The organism is Anaerolineales bacterium (genome assembly GCA_003105035.1).
Classification (GTDB): Bacteria; Chloroflexota; Anaerolineae; order Anaerolineales; family UBA4823; genus FEB-25.
This window is the reverse complement of record PQAL01000017.1, coordinates 79,847-100,793: the sequence shown is the minus strand read 5'-3', so window position 1 is coordinate 100,793 and position 20,947 is coordinate 79,847. Positions and strand designations below refer to the sequence as shown.

Genomic DNA, 20,947 nt, shown 5'->3' with positions numbered 1-20,947 from the left:
ATGGATTTCGCGCTCACGGATGAACACCGCATGGTTCAGCAGATGGTACGCGATTTTGCTCAAAAAGAAGTAACGCCAGTTATTAAGGAATTCGACCGGGCTCAGGAGATGGCTCCATTTATCCTGCCACGCATGGGGCAGCTGGGCATCCTGGGTATCTGCTTGCCGGTCAGGTATGGAGGCCAGGGGATGGATTACATCTCACTCGGTCTGGCTTGCGAGGAGCTGGAGGTTGTGGATAGCACCTTGCGGGTAGTGCTTTCTGTGCACATTGGCTTGAATAGCCTGGGCTTGTTTCAATGGGCCAGTGAAGACCAGAAGCAGCGCTTCCTGGTGCCTCAGGCGAAAGGCGAGAAGATTGCCTGTTTCGGGCTGACCGAACCTGGGGCAGGCTCGGATGTAGCCGCCATCACCAGTACAGCTCGACGGGAGGGTGAGGAGTACGTGCTCAACGGCGAGAAGATGTGGATTTCGCTGGCGACCAAGGCCGACCATTGCCTGTGGGTCGGCCGCACCAACTCGCAAGCAAAAGACCCGCACGAGGGATTATCGGCTTTCCTGGTCGAGCTCAACCGCCCGGGCGTGACTACCGGCGACTTGCATGGTAAGCTGGGGATGCGGGCAGGTTCCACCGGCTGGATCAACTTCCAGGATGTGCGTGTGCCGGAAGATCATCGCATTGGCGAGGAGGGGGAAGGATTCAAGATCGCCATGTCTTGCCTGGATAACGGCCGGTACACCGTCGCGTCAGGTGCCACAGGCCTGATCCGTGCCAGCCTGGAAGCCAGCATTAAATATTCAAAAGATCGCAAGGCGTTCGGACGTGAGATTGCCAAATTCCAGCTCGTCCAGCAGAAGATCGCGAAAATGGTACAGTCTTACGAAATGGCCCGCTTGCTTTACTTAAGGGCCGGTTGGATGAAGAATCAGGGCCTGCGGAACACACGCGAAACCTCCCTGGCGAAGTGGTTTGCCACCGATGAATCCTTCAACGCCGCTTCGGAAGCCATCCAAATCCATGGGGCATATGGTTATAGCGACGAGTATGATGTCGAGCGCTTCTTGCGTAATTCACGCGGTGCCATCATTTATGAAGGCACGAGTGAAATCCACCAGCTCATGCAAGCCGGTTATGCCCTGGGCCTGCGTGGAGATACTGTGTTACGCTGTGAGCTACCAGCCTATGACGCCGACGCCTGGCAATAAAGCTCATCGCATGGCATGGATAGACACTATCAGTCTGAATTTAAGTGAAGTAACCCCATAGTTTACGATTAGCAGGGTGGGTTAGATGCTCACCCTGCTTCATTATTTACAAGCTGACCGACGGCCAGTTTTTCAGTATATTAATAGTATAATCATTTTCGCACCCAGATCGTTGCTGACTGGGATGGTAGAATTATTTTAATCAGTAATTTGGCCCCTACCGAAACAACGAAAGGAGGGTACCATGTCAGTGGACCAAAATCCAGTAACCCCCCCAGAAGAGCGTAAAAAAGTTACCGTACGCCACGTACAGGCGATGAAAACGCGCCACGAGCCCATCAGCATGCTCACCGCCTACGACTATCCCACTGCCCTGGTCATAGACCAGGCAGGTATCGATATCATTCTGGTGGGTGATAGCCTTGGCATGGTCGAGCTGGGGTATGAAAGCACCCTACCGGTGACCATGGATGATATGCTCCACCACTGCAGAGCAGTCGCCCGTGGGGCGAAATATGCCCTGCTGGTGGGAGATATGCCATTCATGTCTTACCAAGTCTCGACCAATGAGGCGGTACGCAATGCCGGGCGGTTCCTGCAGGAAGCCGGCATGAACGCCATCAAGCTGGAAGGTGGTGTTGAAAGGGCGGAAACCATCCGGGCGATCGTCCAAACTGGCATTCCTGTCATGGGTCACCTCGGATTGACCCCCCAGAGCGTTAACCAGCTTGGGTTTCGACCACAGGGACGCGATGCCGAGGCAGCCTATAAGCTCCTGGAAGATGCCCTGGCGTTGCAGGAAGCGGGATGCTTCAGCCTGGTGCTTGAATCGATCCCTGGCAGGCTGGCAGAACTGGTCTCGCAGGAACTTGTCATCCCAACGATTGGCATCGGAGCGGGTGTGGGCTGCGATGGACAGGTGCTGGTAACGCATGACTTGTTGGGATTATTTGAGCGCTTCACGCCAAAATTTGTCAAGCGATATGCCAATCTTTCTAGCGAAATGAGGCAGGCATTTAGCGAATACAAGGGCGATGTAAAATCGAGAGCATTCCCAGCCGAACAACATACCGTTGAAATGACCGATGACGAATGGCGCTGCCTCGAAGAGAAGCTACATAGCCCAACCTCAAAATCGCTAATCCAAGATCCAGCAGTGAGATAACGCCATGGACATTCTCATCGTGGGGACGGGTGCAATGGCCAGCCTGTTCGCAGCGCGACTGGCTGGATGTGGCATAAGCGTGACCATGCTGGGCAGCTGGATGGAAGGATTGACTGCTTTAAAATCCAGTGGAGTACGCCTGCGCGAATTGGACGGCACTGAGCATCGCTGTCCGGTCATAGCCTCAAATGAAGAGGAGATAGGTGGATCCTATTCACAGGTGCTCGTCCTGGTCAAATCGTGGCAGACAGCCCGGGCTGCAACGCAGCTTCATAAGCTGCTGACCAGCACGGGGATTGCTCTGACATTGCAAAACGGCCTGGGGAATTATGAAACCCTGGTAAAGTTACTGGGCGAAGAGAGGGTTGCGCTGGGAGTCACAACCCTAGCTGCCCAATTGCTCGCACCGGGGTATGTTATGCACACCGGGGAAGGGATTGTGAACCTTGGGACGCATCCCAGGCAAGCAGTATTGCAAGAAATGCTGGTGTCGGCAGGTTTCCAGGTTGAAACCGTAGCGGACCCCAAGTCTTTACTGTGGGGTAAATTAGTGATCAACGCAGCCATTAACCCATTAACAGCAATTCTTGGGGTTCCCAATGGTGAGCTACTGACCCAGCCCGACACGCGCGAGCTATTAAGTGAGGTAGCCACAGAGGCTGAATTCGTCGCCTATCATAATGGTGTCAGGCTTCCTTATCCCGACCCGATTGAGGCGGTCGAGCAGGTAGCCAGGAATACGGCAGCCAACCATTCATCCATGCTCCAGGATGTGCTCAACGGAAGGCCCACCGAGATCGATTCCATTAATGGGGCTATCGTTCATGAGGCCGAGAAGGTTGGCATTCCCACACCAGTTAACCGTGTACTGTGGCACCTGGTAAAGGGCCTGGACAGTAAGGTAAGGAGGGATGTGAATGAGGTTAGTTGAAACCTTAGAAGACCTGCGTAAGGCACTGGCGGGTCTATCACGACCAGTCGGGTTGGTGCCCACGATGGGATATTTACACGCGGGGCATTTATCACTGGTGCAACGAGCGCGGCAGGAATGTAACAGTGTGGTGGTGAGCATTTATGTCAATCCATCACAATTTGGGCCTCAAGAAGATCTGAATAAATATCCGCGCAATCTGTCACGCGACCTGGAGATGCTGAGTGCGGAAAATGTCGACCTGGTGTGGACACCTGGAGACACGGTGATGTATCCACCTGGATATCAGACCTGGATAACCGTTGAACAGGTCACCCAACCCCTGGAAGGAGCATTCCGACCGACCCATTTTCGCGGGGTTTCCACAGTAGTAGCCAAGCTGTTCAATGCAGTCCAGCCGCAAAAAGCGTACTTCGGCCAGAAGGATGCCCAGCAGGCAGTCGTCATCCGGACCATGAGTCGTGATCTAGGTTTTCCGATTGGGATTGTTGTCTGCCCGATTGTGCGTGAGCCAGACGGCCTGGCCATGTCCAGCCGGAATGTGTATCTCAAACCTGATGAACGTCAGGCGGCCGTGGTGTTGTCAAGGGGACTTTTCAAGGCCAGGGAAAATTTTGAGGCAGGGGAGCGAGAGTCTTCTCGGCTACGGCAGATCGTTGTAGATACAATTGCCACGCAGTCACTGGTCAAAGTGCAATATGTATCCTGTGCCGATCCACAGACATTGCAAGAGCTGGAAGGGCAGGTAGAGCACGCCCTGATCTCTTTGGCGGTTACGGTTGGTAAAACCCGCCTGATCGACAATGTGATCGTTTAGAATTTGTACCAATAAAAGAACTTGGTAGATATTGAGGAGAACTCATATGCTGCTGGCGATTGATATAGGTAATACGAACATCACCCTGGGTCTTTACGAAGGAAAAGAGCTTGGCCCACGCTGGCGGTTGGCTACAGCTTTCGACCACATGCCGGATGAGTACGGGTTGCAACTGCTTGGTTTGCTTGAGCATGTCGGCTACACTATAGATGATGTGAGCGGCATCTGCCTGGCATCGGTCGTGCCACCCATCACCAGCAAGATTATCGAAGCCTGCCAGCGTTATCTCCACCGTGAGCCCCTGGTTGTGGACGCGGGGGTAAAAACTGGAGTGCGCGTTCGCTATGAAGATCCGCGCACCGTGGGGGCTGACCGGATAGTTGATGCTGTGGCAGTAGTACACCTGTACGGCGCGCCAGCCTGCGTGGTCGACTTTGGGACAGCCACCACCTTCGATGCCATTTCTGCCAGCGGAGATTATTTGGGTGGCGCGATTGCCCCGGGGATCGGGATTGCAGCCGATGCTCTTTACCAACGGACGGCCAAGCTACCCAGGGTAGATATCCAAAAGCCGCCTTCGGTGATCGGGCGCAACACGGTGCACTCGATGCAGTCAGGGTTGCTTTACGGGTATGTTGGACTGGTGGAGGGCATGGTTGCCAGGTTCCGCCAGGTGCTGGGAGCAGAGATGAAGGTCATTGCCACAGGTGGCCTGGCAGATATCGTCGCCCAGGAGACCCCCATGATTCAGGTTGTGGCCCCCTGGCTAACCCTCGACGGCTTACAAATGATCTGGGAGATGAACCAACCTACTGAATAGCTCATGTTGGGCAAAGACTCGGATTACTTCCTTGAGCTGCAAACCCAAACCGGCTGGGGCAAAACCTTACAGGGCTTCGCAGAATGGTGCAATCCCCAGCCCGGTTGGTCCGTCGTTGATGTGGGTTGTGGGCCAGGGCTTTTACCAGCAATCTTCTCGAAAATGGGCTGCGGTTCTGTGGGTCTTGACCTGGATATGGGTATGTTCCGACCTAAGCCACTCCACCGGCAGGTCATCGTGGCAGATGTCTATCAGCCGCCCTTTCCAGCAGGAAGGTTTGATCTGGTCACCTGTTCAAATCTCTTGTTTCTACTTCCAGGACCTGAAAGAGCGATGTATGAGATCAGGAAGCTGGTGACCCCTGGGGGCAGGCTGGCAATGTTGAACCCATCTGAGCAGCTCAACGAGGCTGCGGCTTCAGATTATGCCCAGGCAAAAAATCTGCAAGGTATGGCATTGGCAACCTTGCTAAACTGGGCCAAGCGTGCCGTGCGGAATCATCGCTGGACTGATAGTGAGACCTGTGATCTGTATATCTCGGCTGGTTACACCTATATGGGCAGTGTCCTGAAAGTTGGCCCTGGTTTTGCCCGGTTTTCGTGGGGGGTAGTTCAATCCATATAAAAGGCATCGGGGTATAATTTACCCCGGTACTTATGATCACAGAACTGATTAAAGCTGGGCACCCGAGTGCGCTCGATCATGCGGTTGACGTTTTGAACCACGGTGGTCTGGTCGCTTTCCCGACCGATACGGTTTATGGGTTGGCCGCCTTGCCGTTTAAAAGCGAATTCGTTGAGAGGTTATTTTCTGCTAAAGGCCGCAGTAACACCCGCGCGATCGCCATCCTGATCGGTGATTTTGATGACCTGCCGAAAGTCGTTGACCGATTGGACGATATTTCCAGCAGGCTCGCCCATCATTTCTGGCCTGGGCCGTTAACCCTCGTGGTGCCCAAACACGCAGGCCTGCCTGAAGAGTTATCACCAGACACCACGATTGGGGTACGCATGCCCGATCATCCAGTGGCACTGGCGCTGTTGCGAAAAATCGGTCCGCTGGCGGTGACATCAGCCAACATCTCCGGCCAGGATAACGCCAATACAGCTGAGGAGGTCATGAAGCAGCTGAACGGACGAGTCCATCTGATCCTGGATGGAGGTCACACAGCCGGAGGGGTGCCATCGACGGTAGTAAATTGCCTGACCGACCCGCTGACAATCCTACGAGAAGGACCACTCAGCATGACGGAAATCACCAACGCTTTGGCATAAAATACTCGTTTCCTGCTATGGGGGAAATGTTTTTTCGAAGATTAATCTATCCTTCAGTTTGTAGGCGATCCCTTTCTAACGAAGCTTTTAGCCTTTTTTCATTCAGTTTTCACGTCAATGTATATAATGATAGTTGCATTCTCCTCACTCAAACTCGCCCGATGAGGTTGGAGCCATCTCAGAGGGCGATTTGAGTTTAAAAGGCAGGATGTAACCCCCCAAATTTTAAATATTGATGTGGATTATCCCATGGGTGGGGCGGGTACCTCGGATAAAGGCCAGTTAGGGAGCACGTCTATGTCCAATCCATCACGCTGGCCGGAGATAAAGCGGTGGTAGCCAGCTCCGGCTATCATGGATGCATTATCCGTGCACAACCAGAGGGGCGGGATATGCACCGGGCAGGTAGCGCGCGCCTGGATGGCGTGGCGCAGGGCTCGATTGGCTGAAACGCCACCAGCTACCACGATGTTCTTGGCATCATAATCCTTGGTCGCTTTGATCGTTTTGGTGACCAGCACATCCACAACAGCCGCCTGGAAACTGGCTGCCAAGTTGGCAACAGGCAGAGGTGTGGGTATATTGCTGTGTTGAACCTCACGCATCACGGCAGTCTTCAAGCCGCTGAAGGAAAAGTCCCAGCTATCTTCCAACCAGGCGCGGGGGAAATTATAGGCAAGTGGGTTGCCATCCGTTGATGCATTTTGAATTGATGGTCCACCCGGGTATTCCAAACCCAGCAGGCGGGCAACTTTATCGAAGGCTTCTCCCGCTGCGTCATCCAGGGTAGCCCCCAACCGCTGGTAATGCATGTGATCACTCATGAGGACCAGCTCTGTATGGCCACCTGAAACGATCAGGGCGATCAGCGGAAATTCTGGCTGATTGGGTGGAGGGCTGTCTGGTTGATACACCCAGGCAGAGTACAGGTGGCCTTCCAGGTGGCTGACACCGATTAATGGTAAACCGCTCCCCAGTGCTAGCCCTTTGGCAGCATTCATCCCTACAACCAATGAACCGGGTAATCCTGGTCCACGCGTGACAGCAATCGCGTCCAGGTCGGTGATCGCCAGGTGGGCGTCATGCAAGGCCTGGTCGATGATCGGGTAGATGGTTTTGATATGCTGGCGGGAGGCCACCTCAGGGAATACGCCTCCAAATTGAGCATGCAGGTCGATTTGGGAAGCAACAACATTTGACAGGATCAACCGGCCATCTTCGACGACGGCTGCAGCAGTCTCATCACAGGAGGTCTCAATACCCAGGATACGTATCGGTGGGGTTTCAGAGGGTGCTTCAAGCTTGGGGGTATCTTTTGCCATATTAATCACCTTGCGTTTCAGGGGGGCGGGTCAGACTCTGACTGGCAGGACCATGTCCATCGGGTAATCTGCCAATACTTCCATTCGACCGTCCGGGGTCACCCACAGGCTGTCTTCCAACCTTACACCCATGCCCTGATCGGGATAATATAAGCCAGGCTCTAGCGTGAAGACCACCCCTGGAACGAGAATATCCTTATCATCGCTGCTTGTGCCACTCCAAGGCCGCTCATGCACGTTCAAGCCGATGCCATGGCCCAGGCTGTGAACATATCCGCGCTGCGCTTGTGGATTCTCCCGGATAGTCGGGTGACCCTGTGCAGAAAAGATGTCGCAGGCCATCTCCTGGTAGTCTTTAAACGGTCTGCCAGCCTGCAGTTTGCTTGTGATCTGCCGATAGGCAGACAGGACAGTCTCATAGACGGCAAGCGCTTCATCCGGGGCATAACCCAGGCACCAGGTACGGGTAAAATCATAGAAATAACCACCGCCTGCTTCACATGGGTAGATATCGAACACAATCGTTTGCCCAAGTCTGAGTGGGTCTGCGAGATTGCCTGACGAGTGGGGCACCCCGGCATCGCGGCCGATGGCGAAGATGGTGTCTTCGGGGTTCTCAGCCCCTCGTTCAGACAGCCACAGGTTGATCTTTCGCTTTACGTCTCCGATTGTCAGTGGATCACCATTCGACTTGATCAGGGTTCCATTCTGATTATGTTGGGAGGTTATATAATCGGCTACCAGTCCAACCACCTGGGTGGTAATTTTTCCCATCTGGCGAATGCGTTCTATCTCAGGCGCTTCCTTCGTCATGCGCGCCAACATCATCACCGAGTTATTGATTTCACCGACCAGCTCGATACCCGGTATCTCATGCTGTAAGGTAGCCAGGATGGCGTAATAAGCCCCGATCTCCGAACGGCCATATAGGGCAACTTTGCCATGCTCAATACCGCAATCGTCGAGCATGCGTTGGTAACGCCTGGCGTAAGCCAGGGCATATTCCCCATTCGCCTGGCTGAGCAGCTCGGTAAACTGGTATTCAGCCAGATTTTTGGTGATAAATCCCGATTTGGCGGCTTCATCCCGCTCCATGGGATTGTAAAACAACACGGGTGTTTCTCCCCTCTTCTTGATCAAATCACCCGAGGTCAGGTGAGCGCCACCAGTCATGTACACCATAGCGGGGTTATGCAGAGCTGGTCCGGTGATCAACAGAGCATCCAGGCCATTTTCCTGCATCAATGCATCCAGGTCAGTTTTCATACGGTAGATTTCCCTTTTTGATTTGTTGCAAGCGTGCTTCGAATAGCTGTCAATAGATCGGGTTCCTGCTCAGGTAGAACTGTGCGCGGATCGAGCAAGACCCTGTCCATTTCAAGGCGGGCGATGACGGGAGGTTGGCACTGGCGTAATTTCTCAAGGAAACGGGTGGGCGAGGGCACTGATAATGCCAGGACGTAGGTGGGTTGGGTTTCTTCTGGTAACGAGCCACCCCCAGCGGCCGATTGGTTAGGAAGCACCTCGCCAGTATTCAGGATATTTTTCCATGCTTCAGCCCGAAGTTGTAAGCATTCTGATGAAACTGCAATCATACGCCAGATAGGAATTTCTTGGATGGCTTCATCCTTGAGGTAGTGGAGCAGCGTGGCAGATAAGGCCGCCAGGCAAAGCTTGTCCGCCCGGATCGCCCGGGCAAGCGGGTGTTTCCTAAGCTTTGCGATTAGGTTCGCTTTGCCGATGATGATGCCAGCCTGTGGACCTCCGAGCAATTTATCACCTGAGAAACACACCAGGTCGGCACCGGCTGATAATGATTCGTAAACCGTTGGCTCGTGCTCCAATCCGAATTGGGCAGTGTCAAGAAGTGCCCCTGAACCGAGGTCATCCACGAATGGGACTCCTGCCTGATGGCATAGTTTTGCCAGCTCTGGTAATGACGGCTCACTGGTGAAGCCGATAATACGAAAGTTCGAGCGATGGGCGTGCATGACCAGCGCGGGGGTGGTTTCTTCAATTGCGGTGGCATAATCATCCAGATGCACCCGGTTGGTCGTCCCAACCTCATGCAAGCGAGCGCCCGATTGGCGCATCACATCTGGAATGCGAAACCCACCCCCGATCTCCACCAGCTGTGTACGTGAGATGACCACCTGCCGGCGTACTGCTAGTGCGGAGAGGACCAGCAGCACCGCGGCGGCGTTATTATTGACCACCAGGGCTGCTTCAGCCTGGGTCAGGCGCTTGAGCAATGATTCGGCATGCACCAGGCGGCTGCCACGCTGCCCACTTTGCAGGTTGAATTCAAGATTGGAATATCCACGCGATACTTCGGTCACTGCCTGGATAGCCGCAATGCTGAGCGGTGCACGGCCCAGGTTGGTGTGCAGGATCACCCCGGTGGCATTGATGACCGGCCGTAAGGAGGGCTCGGACCAAGCGACCAACGAGGTGTGGGCTTGTTCCAGTAAACTTTCGCTTGAGGGGATATTTTCCGTCTGGGTGAATTCCTGGCGGGCTTGCTCAAGGGCATGGCGCAGAGCTACCAGGGTGAGCGGCCGGCCAAATTCTTCAATCCATGTATGGACTTCATGTGCCTGAAGCATTTGATCCACAGACGGCAGGTCGCGTAAGCTACTCATAAATGTGCTAAGGTAAATTTACTCGCCGTTGAGCAGGGCTTAACCTTTCCATTGGCTTCTTTCGCTCAACCTTAGCAAGAATTCGATCAGCCCTAAACCGATCGCCAGCAAGATGGCTAAAGCTGGGTTTAGCACACGGCCCATCTGCAGCCAGATGAGCGTGGAGACATAAACCGCAAACCACAATGCCTGCCTGACCACCACAAAATAGGTGGGAGGGGGCGTACTGGGGAAACGGCGGTTCAAGAAAGCCGTGATTGGTAAGGCGGTTCCGGTTATTGCCAGGACACTGAGAAAATAAAATAACCAGCGGGGTCCGACCGTCGGCAAGGTGGAGGTGACAAGCAGGATTAGACCACCCCAGCCAATGATCATCAGGAAGAGCGAAGCAGGCAAAAAATTAGCCACTCGAGGAGAGAGGTTTGCTTTCATAATCCAGGTAATTCTATCACAGGCGTTAAAAATAAAAACAGGCGGGTGGTTGTTCCACCCGCCTGTAAGGTTGACTTATATTTCCTTGAATTCGCCTTCCAGGACTTCACCCTCACCATCCCGGTTGCCAGGCTTCTGGCCATTACCCCCGGGTGCAGCGTCAGAACCGTTGCCGTTGCCAGGTTGAGGGGTACTTTGAGAGGCATACAATTGCTGACTGAGGGCATAAAAGGCGTTTTGCACATCAGTAGTCAGCTGGCTAATCCTACTAAGGTCATTGCCTTTCATTGCTTCACGCAGCTGATTTAACTTTGAATCAATATTTTGCCGGTCGCTGGCGGGCACTTTATCCTTGAGCTCGCGCAGTGCTTTTTCTGTCTGGTAGAGCAAACCGTCGGCAGTGTTGCGAGCCTGGATCAGCTCACGCTGGTGCCGGTCATCGGATTCATGTTCACGCGCTTCGCGGACTTTGCGCTCAATCTCATCCTTGCTCAGGTTGGTCGAAGCGGTGACCTTGACGGTCTGTTCCTTACCCGTCGCTTTATCGTGTGCAGTCACATTCAATATCCCATTGGCGTCGATGTCGAATGTCACCTCCACCTGGGGCGTGCCGCGAGGCGCAGGTGGAATTCCTTCCAGCCGGAAGCGGCCCAGGCTCATGTTATCTGCAGCCATCGGTCGCTCGCCTTGCAGGATGTGGATGTCCACTGCCGTCTGGCTATCTTCTGCGGTGGAAAAGACCTCAGACTTTTTCACGGGAATGGTGGTATTGCGCTCGATCAGCACGGTCATGACACCTCCGAGGGTTTCCAGTCCGAGGGATAAGGGAGTCACATCCAGAAGGAGCACGTCTTTTACATCACCTGACAGCACTCCAGCCTGGATTGCCGCACCTACTGCTACCACCTCATCCGGATTCACCCCTTTGTGGGGCTCTTTATTGGTGAGGGAGCGTACCAGGTCTTGTACCATCGGCATGCGGGTAGCGCCACCTACCAGTACAACCTCATTAATCTCGCCAGCGGTCAGGTTGGCATCCTTGAGAGCAGATTGGAAAGGCTGGCGGAGTCGAGCTACCAGGTCTTCAGTGAGCTGCTCAAAGTTTGAGCGCGTCAGTTTCACCTGCAAGTGCTTCGGTCCGTTGACATCTGCCGTGATGTATGGCAGGTTGATCTCGGTTTCCACCACGCTTGATAGCTCAATCTTGGCTTTTTCAGCTGCTTCACGCAGCCTTTGAAGGGCCTGGCGATCATTTCGCAGGTCGATCCCAGACTCTGACGTAAACTGGTCAGCTGCCCAATTAACAATGCGTTCATCCCAATCATCTCCGCCCAGGTGGGTATCGCCATTGGTCGCCCTGACTTCAATCACGCCACCGCCCACTTCCAGGACTGACACGTCAAATGTGCCGCCACCCAGGTCAAATACCAGGATCGTTTCATTCTCATTTTTATCCAAGCCATAGGCTAATGCGGCTGCAGTTGGCTCATTGATGATACGCAAAACTTCCAACCCGGCGATCTTGCCTGCATCCTTGGTGGCCTGCCGCTGGCTGTCATTGAAGTACGCTGGCACAGTGATGACGGCCTGTTTCACCGGCTCTCCGAGGTATGCTTCTGCATCCTGTTTTAGCTTTCCCAGGATCATGGCAGAAATATCCTGTGGGGTGTAATCGGTTTTGGTCATTGGGATACGCACGCGAGCATCATTGGCTGGTCCTTGTACAACCTGGTAAGACACCATTTTGAGCTCAGCCTGGACCTCATCGAAACGTCTGCCCATGAAACGCTTGATCGAGTAGACGGTATTCTCCGGGTTGATCACTGCCTGACGTTTGGCAGTTTGTCCGACAAGCCGTTCACCATTCTTATTAAATCCAACCACGGAAGGAAGCAAGCGCGAGCCTTCCGCGGTTGTAATGACGGACGGATCGCCGCCTTCCATTACAGCAACAACGCTATTCGTGGTTCCCAAATCGATACCTATAATTTTAGACATGACTAACTCTCCCAGGTGTGTTATTCATTAAAACGCACCATTATCAATGTTTCGTAATATGAAGAATACTCTCGGTGTGCAAGAATCTCATTAACGGGATGTAGGAAAGTTATATAAAGTACACCTTGATCACCAGCTTGAGGTACACTTCCTGCAATGCTTTATCGCGGTTTCATCGCTTTCTGAACTGTGAAAGAAACGTGCCATTTACAGACCGGAATGTTCGAATCAACGAATAATTCATGCCAAAATTGGTGAATAATGCCAGCAGATTCAGGATTTTTCCAATCGTCGTAATTATTTAGATGCACTATATATAGGATTATGTGTGAAATTATGCGCTTTAATGCCATATATGGGGGCAAGAACAGATGTTCCCCAATCATCAGGTGTAAAAATTAATATATGTCATTTTTGAGAACTCGAACAGATGTAGCAAGTATTAGTTTGTTTTAAGATTGGGAATCTTAAATAATTCAGTATTTTAAAGTTACCGTAGGATAAACCCATTGTCATCACCCTTGTTTCTCTGCTAAAATGGGGCAGTAATCATAGCATCATAGTTTAACGATTGTATGGTTAGCCAGCCTAAATATTGAAATAATCGGCTGGCTTTTCCGTCAATATAAATAGCAGGTGAATATGTAGCAATTCATCCCGTAGATGACGTTGTCGGGGATATGCATCTCGCTGTTTTTGCATCCTTATCTTGAGGAGGAAGGGTTGCATGAAGGCTGAGCAAGCATGGCAGGCTGTATTAGGCCAGCTACAAATGGATATGCCCAGGGCTTCTTATGACACCTGGGTTAAAAATGCCACTGTAGTCAGCTATGAAGATAATGTCTTCTTCATTGGCGTGCCGAATACTTATGCGCGCGATTGGCTGGAAAGCCGGTTGTCGAGCAAGATCAAACGCCTGTTGTGCGGAAGCATGAACCGAACGGTTGAGGTGCGTTTCGTCGTCTGGCAGGCAAAGTCTGACCAACCTTCCCTTGATGTGGTTGAGATGGAAAGCGACCAACCCGCCGCATCCCTTGCTCCTGATGATATTTCGTCGCCAGTAAAGAACATCGCACTGCTCAGCCGCTTTACGTTTGAAAATTACATTGTCGGATCTTCCAATCGCCTGGCGCACGCCGCTTCTCTGGCCGTGGCGGAAAGGCCTGCACAGGCTTATAACCCATTGTTCCTGTATGGGGGAGTCGGCTTAGGCAAAACCCACCTGCTACACGCCATAGGCAATCATTGCTTGAAGCGCCGACTGAATGTGCTGTACGTCACTTCAGAAGAATTCACGAATGACCTGATCAACGCCATTCGCCAACACACCACCCAATCTTTTCGTGAGAAATACCGCCAGATCGACGTGCTATTGATCGATGACATCCAGTTTATTGCCGGCAAGGAATCAACCCAGGAGGAATTTTTCCATACATTTAATACCCTGCACGGCCAGGATAAACAGATCGTCATCTCGTCTGATCGCCCTCCGAAGGCCATGGTGACGCTTGAAGAGCGTTTACGCTCACGCTTCGAGTGCGGTCTCACTGCCGATATTCAACCCCCTGATTTCGAAACGCGTGTAGCCATCCTCAGATCAAAATCTGAGCGTATGGGGCGAAATATCCCGGATGAGATTGTGGCAACCATTGCCCGACGGGTGCAATCCAATATTCGCGAGCTTGAAGGCAGTTTAACACGCGTCCTGGCCCTGCATGAACTGAGCAATCTACCGATGAGTATTGGTTTGGTTGATATCGCTCTCGTTGACCTGCTCCCCAAGGCGAGCACCATTCAACCTCAAGAGGTCATGAGCCAAGTGGCGGGTGCGTTCGGTGTATCGATTGAGAACCTGATCGGTCCGGATCGCAGGCAGGAAGTGGTACTCCCCAGGCAGATCGCCATGTATTTGTTACGCGAGGAAGCCAACTTCTCTTTACCGAAGATCGGTGAAGCGATGGGTGGGCGAGACCACACCACGGTCATGTACGCTTGCCAGAAGGTCACGGACCTCCTTGAGCGCGATGACAAGCTCAGACGGCAGGTGATCAATATTCGCGAGCAAATTTACGGCCAATCTAAACTAGCGGTCTAGATTACCAGTTGACTTTCCCCTGGTCAGGCGGTGTGGCCTGTTTCAATCAGCCACGCCGTCATTATTTAGTGGGCTTTTCCTTCTTCCTTGCGTTCAATGAAGCAGAGATCGACTTATACAACTTTCCAGGCCAATTGAAACCCATTGGTTCTTCACCTTCTTTATAACCTACCCATGGGTCCCTGTCGAGCATTTTATTGAATGTATAGCGACCAACCAGGGTGAGGCTGGCTAATACGGGTGCTGCGAGGAGTAATCCGATGATCCCGATCAGGTTGGCGGCAATGATCGCCACCACCAGCACAGCGGCAGGGTGAACACCCAGGCTTCTCCCCATGATGCGTGGTGAAACCAGGTTATCGTAGATTTGATCGAGCAAAATCGATAGACCGATACATAAGGCTGTGTAATATACCGGCTGTAAGTTGAAATAATTTCCACCCTGAAATAGGGTCACCAATCCCATAACAATGTAAGTGACGAGCGGTCCGACATATGGTATAAAGCGCGCCAGTCCAGCTAGAATGGCTATGGCGATGGCATAACGAACACCTAGTATTGAGAGCAGGATCATATAGCTGAATATGACCATGATGACTATGAGGATATGACCCCTGAGAAATGTATTCCAGCTGCGCTCGAGCGCCCTGGTCATCTTTTGAATGTCTTCGGAATAGCCGGGAATATCAATATAGTCCAGTGCATTGGGTACCTTACCGGTATCGGCTAAGACAAAGTATGAAATGATCAAGACGAAGAACCCCCAACCGATGGTACTGGCAGTCTTGGTTGCCAGGGTTCCGACAATGGTTCCGGCTCGACCCAGGAAGGACTGCAGTGTGGAGATGAGCTGGTCACCAAATTGGCCCAGGTTGGTGAACTGGCTGAAATCGATGCGGTAGGGTCCGATAATGATCACCTGTGTGCCCAGGTTGTCAATCAAAGATGGCAGGTCATTAACAAAACGTTCGATCACCTTGAACAAGCTTTGGATTTGCTGCACAGCTGCCAGCCCTGTGAGGGTGAAGACGGCAATCAGAATGATCAACAGGAGGATATAAATGATATTCACTGATGCCCGCCAGGAGAGCCTGGTGTGAGTATTAAGCAACGCGGCAAGTGGATGAAGGAGATATACCAGGATAAAAGCGAGAATTAATGGGCCAATAATGGAACGGAAATAAAAGAGCATTGCCAGGAGCAAGGCGGCAATTACCAGCCCGATGACCATCTTGAGGGTTGAACTCCATCTCGGTGAAGAGAGGTTGGGTTTTTGTGTGCTCATGGTGATTTCTCTCTCTTTTGCGTCCGTTGCCACCAATAAGTCTTGGGCGGAGGCAACGGTTGTATTGCGCTGACCGGGGTCCAGTCTATGTCAAATAGATTCGCAAAAATATAGCGCCCGATCACACGCAGTGAGGCAATTGTCGGTGCTGCCAATGGGATTCCGATCACGCCAGCCACCAACGCTCCGGCAACAATCCCCAAGATTACTACCAGTGGCGGCAGGTGCACCCTCCGACCGACGATGCGAGGGATCAGGTAATTCAGATCAAACTGCTCAAAAATCAGGTGCAGGCCGATGACAAGCAGGGTGAATGCCCAATTCGGTAAAGGTAACCAGGTAGAACCGAGGAAAAACGCCAACAAAGAGGCTGTGACCAGCCAGATTCCATGGCCGATGCTAGGAAAGAATTCCAGGAGGCCGGCCAGGATACCCATCACGATGGCAAAAGGTAATCCGATGATCAAACCAACGACGATAAACAAGGCGGCTACTATCGTGCTGAGGAGCAACTGACCTCTGAAGAATGCAGACCAGATCAGGTTGACCTCAGATTGAATCCAGCGGTAATCAGGCAGATATTCCGGTGGTAAGTGCGATGAAAACCATTCTCCCAGCTTGCTTCCATCTTTTATTAAGTAAAAAGAGACCAGGAACACAAATACAATCCAAATGATGGAAGTGATGATATTTTTAACCAGGGTAACAGTCTGGCCGACCACCGGCTGGATAAGTCCTTGCAAAGCACCGATTAACTGCCCCACAAGGGCACCAGGGTGAATGGTGAAGCCTGCCACACGATATTCTTGGGCGAGGGTATTTTCAATGGTGGAGACGAGTTGTTGGGGGTTGATCTGTAGCTGTTCGATGTTCGCGCCCATCCAGGGAATGATCGCTACCAGGATGATCGCCAGCATGGCTATTGCAAGCAAATAAGTAAGGAGGATGATCAGTGCACGAGGCAGATGAAGCCTGTTTTGGATAGCATTAACCATCGGGTTGAGGATATAGGCGATGATCACCGCAATGACGATAGGGGCGATGATCTCTTGGAAGCGGGAGAGCAGGTAGATGAAGAAAGCCAATAAGAGCAGGCTGATCGTTAGTTTCGTCCCGTAAGGCCATCTCCGCCGAACCATTTCCCCGCCTTCACCACCACATCCCGTGTTATTTATTCCTCTACCAATTAGAGGTGCAAGATCAGTGCTAACGCCACCAAAACAATAAAGAATGAACCGGCCAGGATACCAACCCGGCGGATGTCTTTAATTACAAACTGATAATCAGGATTGAAGCTGGTGGTGCGACTTGCAGTCAGAGGATCGGTGACAGGTTTTTCTATTCCAGGTTTAGTCTCTCTGTTGATAGGACGCTTGGTTCTTTTTGCCATAACACACTCCATTGAGTTCTCAGGTGCGATGGCATTCTCGTCCACCAGTCACCCATAAGTTTGTGACCCATATTATATATCTTAATCTTCACCGCTCAGCAAACTGCCCTGGACAACGATTCTTTTATTATCCACCATGTACGGATAGCACGAAATCAAGGTGATCGTGGGGTCAACCGTGGGTGCCATCACCTCAACTGCAGTTGGGGAAACGATCTGCACGTCGGTGATGACGTAGGTGAAAGAGTGACCTGCAGTATAAATGATGATCTCATCACTGGGTTGAAGGTGGTCAAGGTCACGAAAAATCTCTCCGAACACATCGTTGTGCGCCGATAAGACTAGATTACCGATTTGCCCGGGATTAGCCGTACCAGCGTGCTGGGCAACCCCCTTTTTTAACTGTTCCCATCCATCACCCTGAACCACAGGTGCATCAACTTCAATAGCAGGGATCTGGATCTGCACTGCCTGTTCTGGGCCTGGAGTTGGGATAGGGATCTGGGCCATGGTCTGGTAAAGGGGCAGCAGATGGGCTGGGATTTCACTCTCATTCGGTTGAGCGCCATTACTCGAGTTTGGTGGGGTGTGCCCCGAAGGGAGAATCACCGGAACAATCAGCGGAGTCGGAGTAAGGGTGGGAGGTGTCAGAGCTTCAGAGAATTGCGTGTTCAGGTTGCGCAGGATATTAATGCCATTGTAGATGATGAAAAACAGACCAACGACGGCGATAATTTCTATCGCCAGGAGAAAATGATCCAGATTTTTCCCCATGCGCCTGTACCAGGGTTGATCCAGGTCTTCTCCAAGCTGTTCTGCTTCTGCCTCGGTGTGCAGGTGGTCGAGCGAAGGGCTCTGGATGTCAGAGGTCAGGTGCACCACCCGGCCGGTGGAACGGAAACGCTCAAGGTGCTGCATGCGGATTTTTCGGCGTTTTTCCACCATGAGCTGGCGTAGCTCATCAATCGATAAGTCTTCGGGCGATTTAACCTTAGGCACGACGAGATTATACCTTGATTACCCGTCTGAGCTGGCAAGCGGCTTTCCGTTGATGTCACTGGCTAAAGGTTTCATCTTGCCTGAGCCTTGATGGGAAAACAAGCCGAAACCAAGCAGCCGGACGCCCGTGCTAATGAGCAAGGCATTCGTTAATCCGATATGCTCAGCCAGGTAGGTGCCAACCAGGGGAGCCAGAATAGCCGCTAAGTATTGAATGGACTGGGCCAGTGAGACGAACGTCGGGCTGTAACGAGGAGGGATGGTTTTCATCAGCTCATCGAAGAACACCAGGTCAATGCCTGCCTGGAAAATTCCAGCCACCGTCGCAAAGATGAATATCATAGTTTGGTTGGTAGTTAAAGCCACCAGGGCTGGATAGAGTGACACGGCAAAAGTGGTTATAAGTAGCACAAAGCGGGAGCCTCTCCGGCGTGATTGGCGCGGCCAGAAGAAATAACCCACGACTAAAACCGCTGTCTGTGCGGTGTACAGTAAACCGATCCAGGCATCGGAGGCATCCAACTGGCGGACAAAATAGAGGGGAAACAATGGCGTCGCCAGGGTAATCCCAAAAAAATAGACGAATCGCTTTAGAGTGAAGGAGACAAATTCTGGTGAGGTATTGATCAGTTTTAGATAGTCATTAAGGTTGGAGCGAATGGATTGATGCGGGATACGTACTTCTAGATCAGAATCGGGGATTTGTATCCGGCTTGAGAAGTAATAGCTGATCAATCCTCCCAGGGAGAGGCCCAGGAAGACAAGCTGGTAATTAATGTGAAAGTCAAGGCGATCCAATACCTGACCGGCGATGGCTACCGTAATCGCGGTGGTGATCCCTAAGATTGACCAGCGCCGGCTCATCAGATCATAGCGCCCTTCCGGCCCGGCAACTGCGTTCATGACCACGGAGAAGCCCACGGCTACCATCGTTTGCGGTAAGGTAGCTACGGCCCATATGATCAGGATAACATAAATGAGCAGGTTATCTGGGATGAAGAAAGGCACCAACCCGGTGAGCGCGTAGGCTGAGATGACTAACACCCGGGAGAGGCTGAACCAGGGAACGACATTGCGCTGCCTTTGCAAGAAACGACCCACCCACAGGGATAGAAATAACCCGGTGACCCCAGGCATGGCGGTCAATAAGCCAACCTGGACTGCCGTCGCCCCCAGGCGCGTTAGAAAGACAGGCAGAAATGGCGCAGCAGCACTGGCTGTACCGACACCAATGGCGTCAATTTGGACATAACGTTTATTGCGTTTCTGGATATCTGTCTGAGGGATTGTTTCCGGAACAGGAGGTTGGAGGGCGGTCGTCATACGGCTAAGTTATTAATCAATACCAATAAATTTGTTGCCAGTTCGTTCCGGTCGAAATGGGTCTCCACATAACTACGGGCATTGAGGCCCATCTGATGTGCTGCTTTCGGATCGTCTGCCAGTTGCAAAATGGCTTGCGCCAGTGCAGCCGGATCACCCGGTTGGATGGGGATGCCGCCCCCAGCTTGCACCACAACCTCACGGATGACACCATCGATGGCCAGCACTACAGGCTTTCCGGCAGCCATATAATCAAAGACCTTGTTCGGATAGGTGGTTTTATACATTTCGATGGGTTTGAGAATGGCAATGCAGGCATCCGCAGCAGCGAGTGCAGCTGGCATGTCGACTTTGGCTATCGGGGGCAGGAACAGGACGTTTCCCAGTCCCGCTTGCGCGGCCTTGGCTTGCAAGAGAGGTTTGTCTTTTCCGTCACCCAGGAGGACGATCTGGATATCGGCCCTGGGGCGCAAGATCTGTGCAGCTTTGAGCACTGTGCCCAGGTCGTTTGATAGCCCATGGGCGCCTGCATACAAGGCAACGAACTTTCCATCTAAACCATGCTGCTGCCTGAATGGCTTGCCATCCAAGTTTGGGCTGAACATCAGCGTGTCGGTCCCGTTTGGAACCAGTTCCACCCGCTTCGCTCCGCGGGATTTCACATGATCGATAAATCCTGGCGAGTTGACCACCAGCAGGTCGGCATGCTTATATAGGAATCGTTCCAGCCTCTCAGATAGCCATACTAATAAAGGATTTTTCAGCACACCTACTGCTACAGCAAATGCTGGCCATAGATCCCGCACCTCGAAAAGAAAAGGCACTCCTTTTAACCTGGCAACAGACCAGGCGGTGAGGCCTTGAAAAATGGGTGGGCTGGTGCCCCACACAAGATCGACATCTTTTGCTCCCAACCCAATCAGGAAAGACGATTTCATGAAGCTAAAAAAACTTACCAGGCGGTAGGCGAAGCTGCGATGCAGCGCCGGATAGGTATATGCCCGGATGATGGTGATGAGATCACCATCCAACTGTCTCTCGGCCCAGGGGATCCTGGCTGAACGGGCTTTACCGGTCAGGTAGCTGATCGGGCTGGCGATAATTGTTACTCGATTGCCCTGAGAAGCCAGATAACGGGCCAGCTCATGGTGACGGGTTCCGCCGGGTTCATCAAGAGCTGCAAACGCCTGGTGGATTAATAGGATGTGCACTGGTTAATTCTACCTGCTCAATGAAGAAAATAGTACC

General features: G+C 52.3%; 19 protein-coding genes. 8 read left to right on the top strand and 11 right to left on the bottom strand.

The window, feature by feature from the left end:
• From C3F13_07575 to C3F13_07545, 7 genes are all read left to right on the top strand, one after another.
• Positions 1-1,206, top strand: a complete 1,206-nt coding sequence (locus tag C3F13_07575; GenBank protein ID PWB54143.1) for a butyryl-CoA dehydrogenase — start codon at positions 1-3, stop codon at positions 1,204-1,206.
• Between the two features lie 244 nt (positions 1,207-1,450).
• A complete protein-coding gene (gene panB / locus C3F13_07570; protein PWB54142.1) occupies positions 1,451-2,371 on the top strand; it encodes a 3-methyl-2-oxobutanoate hydroxymethyltransferase in 921 nt (306 codons plus the stop codon).
• A 4-nt stretch (positions 2,372-2,375) separates the two neighbouring features.
• Positions 2,376-3,302: a 2-dehydropantoate 2-reductase gene (locus C3F13_07565; protein PWB54141.1), complete on the top strand. Its 927-nt coding sequence runs from the start codon at positions 2,376-2,378 to the stop codon at positions 3,300-3,302.
• Positions 3,289-4,119 carry a pantoate--beta-alanine ligase gene (locus tag C3F13_07560; protein ID PWB54140.1) on the top strand — a complete coding sequence of 277 codons (831 nt, stop codon included), beginning with the start codon at positions 3,289-3,291 and terminating at the stop codon, positions 4,117-4,119. Before C3F13_07565 ends, C3F13_07560 begins: the two co-directional genes overlap by 14 nt.
• A 46-nt stretch (positions 4,120-4,165) precedes the next feature.
• A complete protein-coding gene (locus tag C3F13_07555; protein PWB54139.1) occupies positions 4,166-4,939 on the top strand; it encodes a pantothenate kinase in 774 nt (257 codons plus the stop codon).
• A 3-nt stretch (positions 4,940-4,942) separates the two neighbouring features.
• Positions 4,943-5,563, top strand: a complete 621-nt coding sequence (locus tag C3F13_07550) for a hypothetical protein (protein ID PWB54138.1) — start codon at positions 4,943-4,945, stop codon at positions 5,561-5,563.
• Between the two features lie 32 nt (positions 5,564-5,595).
• Positions 5,596-6,213 (top strand): threonylcarbamoyl-AMP synthase, encoded by a 618-nt coding sequence (locus C3F13_07545; protein PWB54137.1) that lies wholly within the window; start codon positions 5,596-5,598, stop codon positions 6,211-6,213.
• 242 nt (positions 6,214-6,455) lie between these two features.
• On the opposite strand, the gene tsaD is transcribed toward C3F13_07545, so the two are convergent.
• From tsaD to C3F13_07520, 5 genes are all read right to left on the bottom strand, one after another.
• On the bottom strand, positions 6,456-7,487 hold the full coding sequence (tsaD, locus tag C3F13_07540; protein PWB54155.1) for a tRNA (adenosine(37)-N6)-threonylcarbamoyltransferase complex transferase subunit TsaD: 1,032 nt from the start codon (positions 7,485-7,487) through the stop codon (positions 6,456-6,458).
• Positions 7,488-7,565: 78 nt separating this feature from the next.
• The gene (locus tag C3F13_07535) at positions 7,566-8,801 is read right to left on the bottom strand and encodes an aminopeptidase P family protein (protein ID PWB54136.1); all 1,236 of its coding nucleotides are present in this window, start codon (positions 8,799-8,801) and stop codon (positions 7,566-7,568) included.
• Complete coding sequence (locus tag C3F13_07530) at positions 8,798-10,177, bottom strand: L-seryl-tRNA(Sec) selenium transferase (protein ID PWB54135.1); 1,380 nt, start codon at positions 10,175-10,177, stop codon at positions 8,798-8,800. The genes C3F13_07535 and C3F13_07530 overlap by 4 nt, the downstream gene beginning before the upstream one ends.
• Before the next feature lie 39 nt (positions 10,178-10,216).
• Complete coding sequence (locus C3F13_07525) at positions 10,217-10,609, bottom strand: hypothetical protein (protein PWB54134.1); 393 nt, start codon at positions 10,607-10,609, stop codon at positions 10,217-10,219.
• A gap of 75 nt (positions 10,610-10,684) precedes the next feature.
• Entirely contained in the window at positions 10,685-12,607 is a 1,923-nt protein-coding gene (locus C3F13_07520; protein PWB54133.1) for a molecular chaperone DnaK, read from the bottom strand.
• 727 nt (positions 12,608-13,334) lie between these two features.
• On the opposite strand from C3F13_07520, the gene C3F13_07515 reads away from it, so the two are divergent.
• Entirely contained in the window at positions 13,335-14,702 is a 1,368-nt protein-coding gene (locus C3F13_07515; GenBank protein PWB54132.1) for a chromosomal replication initiator protein DnaA, read from the top strand.
• A 61-nt stretch (positions 14,703-14,763) separates the two neighbouring features.
• Here the strand turns inward: C3F13_07515 and C3F13_07510 are convergent, their stop codons facing one another.
• From C3F13_07510 to C3F13_07485, 6 genes are all read right to left on the bottom strand, one after another.
• Positions 14,764-15,987 (bottom strand): hypothetical protein, encoded by a 1,224-nt coding sequence (locus C3F13_07510; protein ID PWB54131.1) that lies wholly within the window; start codon positions 15,985-15,987, stop codon positions 14,764-14,766.
• Entirely contained in the window at positions 15,984-17,126 is a 1,143-nt protein-coding gene (locus tag C3F13_07505; protein PWB54130.1) for a hypothetical protein, read from the bottom strand. Before C3F13_07505 ends, C3F13_07510 begins: the two co-directional genes overlap by 4 nt.
• A gap of 47 nt (positions 17,127-17,173) precedes the next feature.
• Positions 17,174-17,377, bottom strand: a complete 204-nt coding sequence (locus tag C3F13_07500) for a hypothetical protein (protein ID PWB54129.1) — start codon at positions 17,375-17,377, stop codon at positions 17,174-17,176.
• 81 nt (positions 17,378-17,458) lie between these two features.
• Positions 17,459-18,376, bottom strand: a complete 918-nt coding sequence (locus C3F13_07495) for a hypothetical protein (GenBank protein ID PWB54128.1) — start codon at positions 18,374-18,376, stop codon at positions 17,459-17,461.
• An 18-nt stretch (positions 18,377-18,394) separates the two neighbouring features.
• Positions 18,395-19,699, bottom strand: coding sequence for an MFS transporter (locus tag C3F13_07490; GenBank protein PWB54127.1), 1,305 nt, complete (start codon positions 19,697-19,699; stop codon positions 18,395-18,397).
• Entirely contained in the window at positions 19,696-20,910 is a 1,215-nt protein-coding gene (locus tag C3F13_07485) for a glycosyltransferase WbuB (GenBank protein PWB54126.1), read from the bottom strand. The genes C3F13_07490 and C3F13_07485 overlap by 4 nt, the downstream gene beginning before the upstream one ends.
• Positions 20,911-20,947 lie beyond the last annotated feature (37 nt).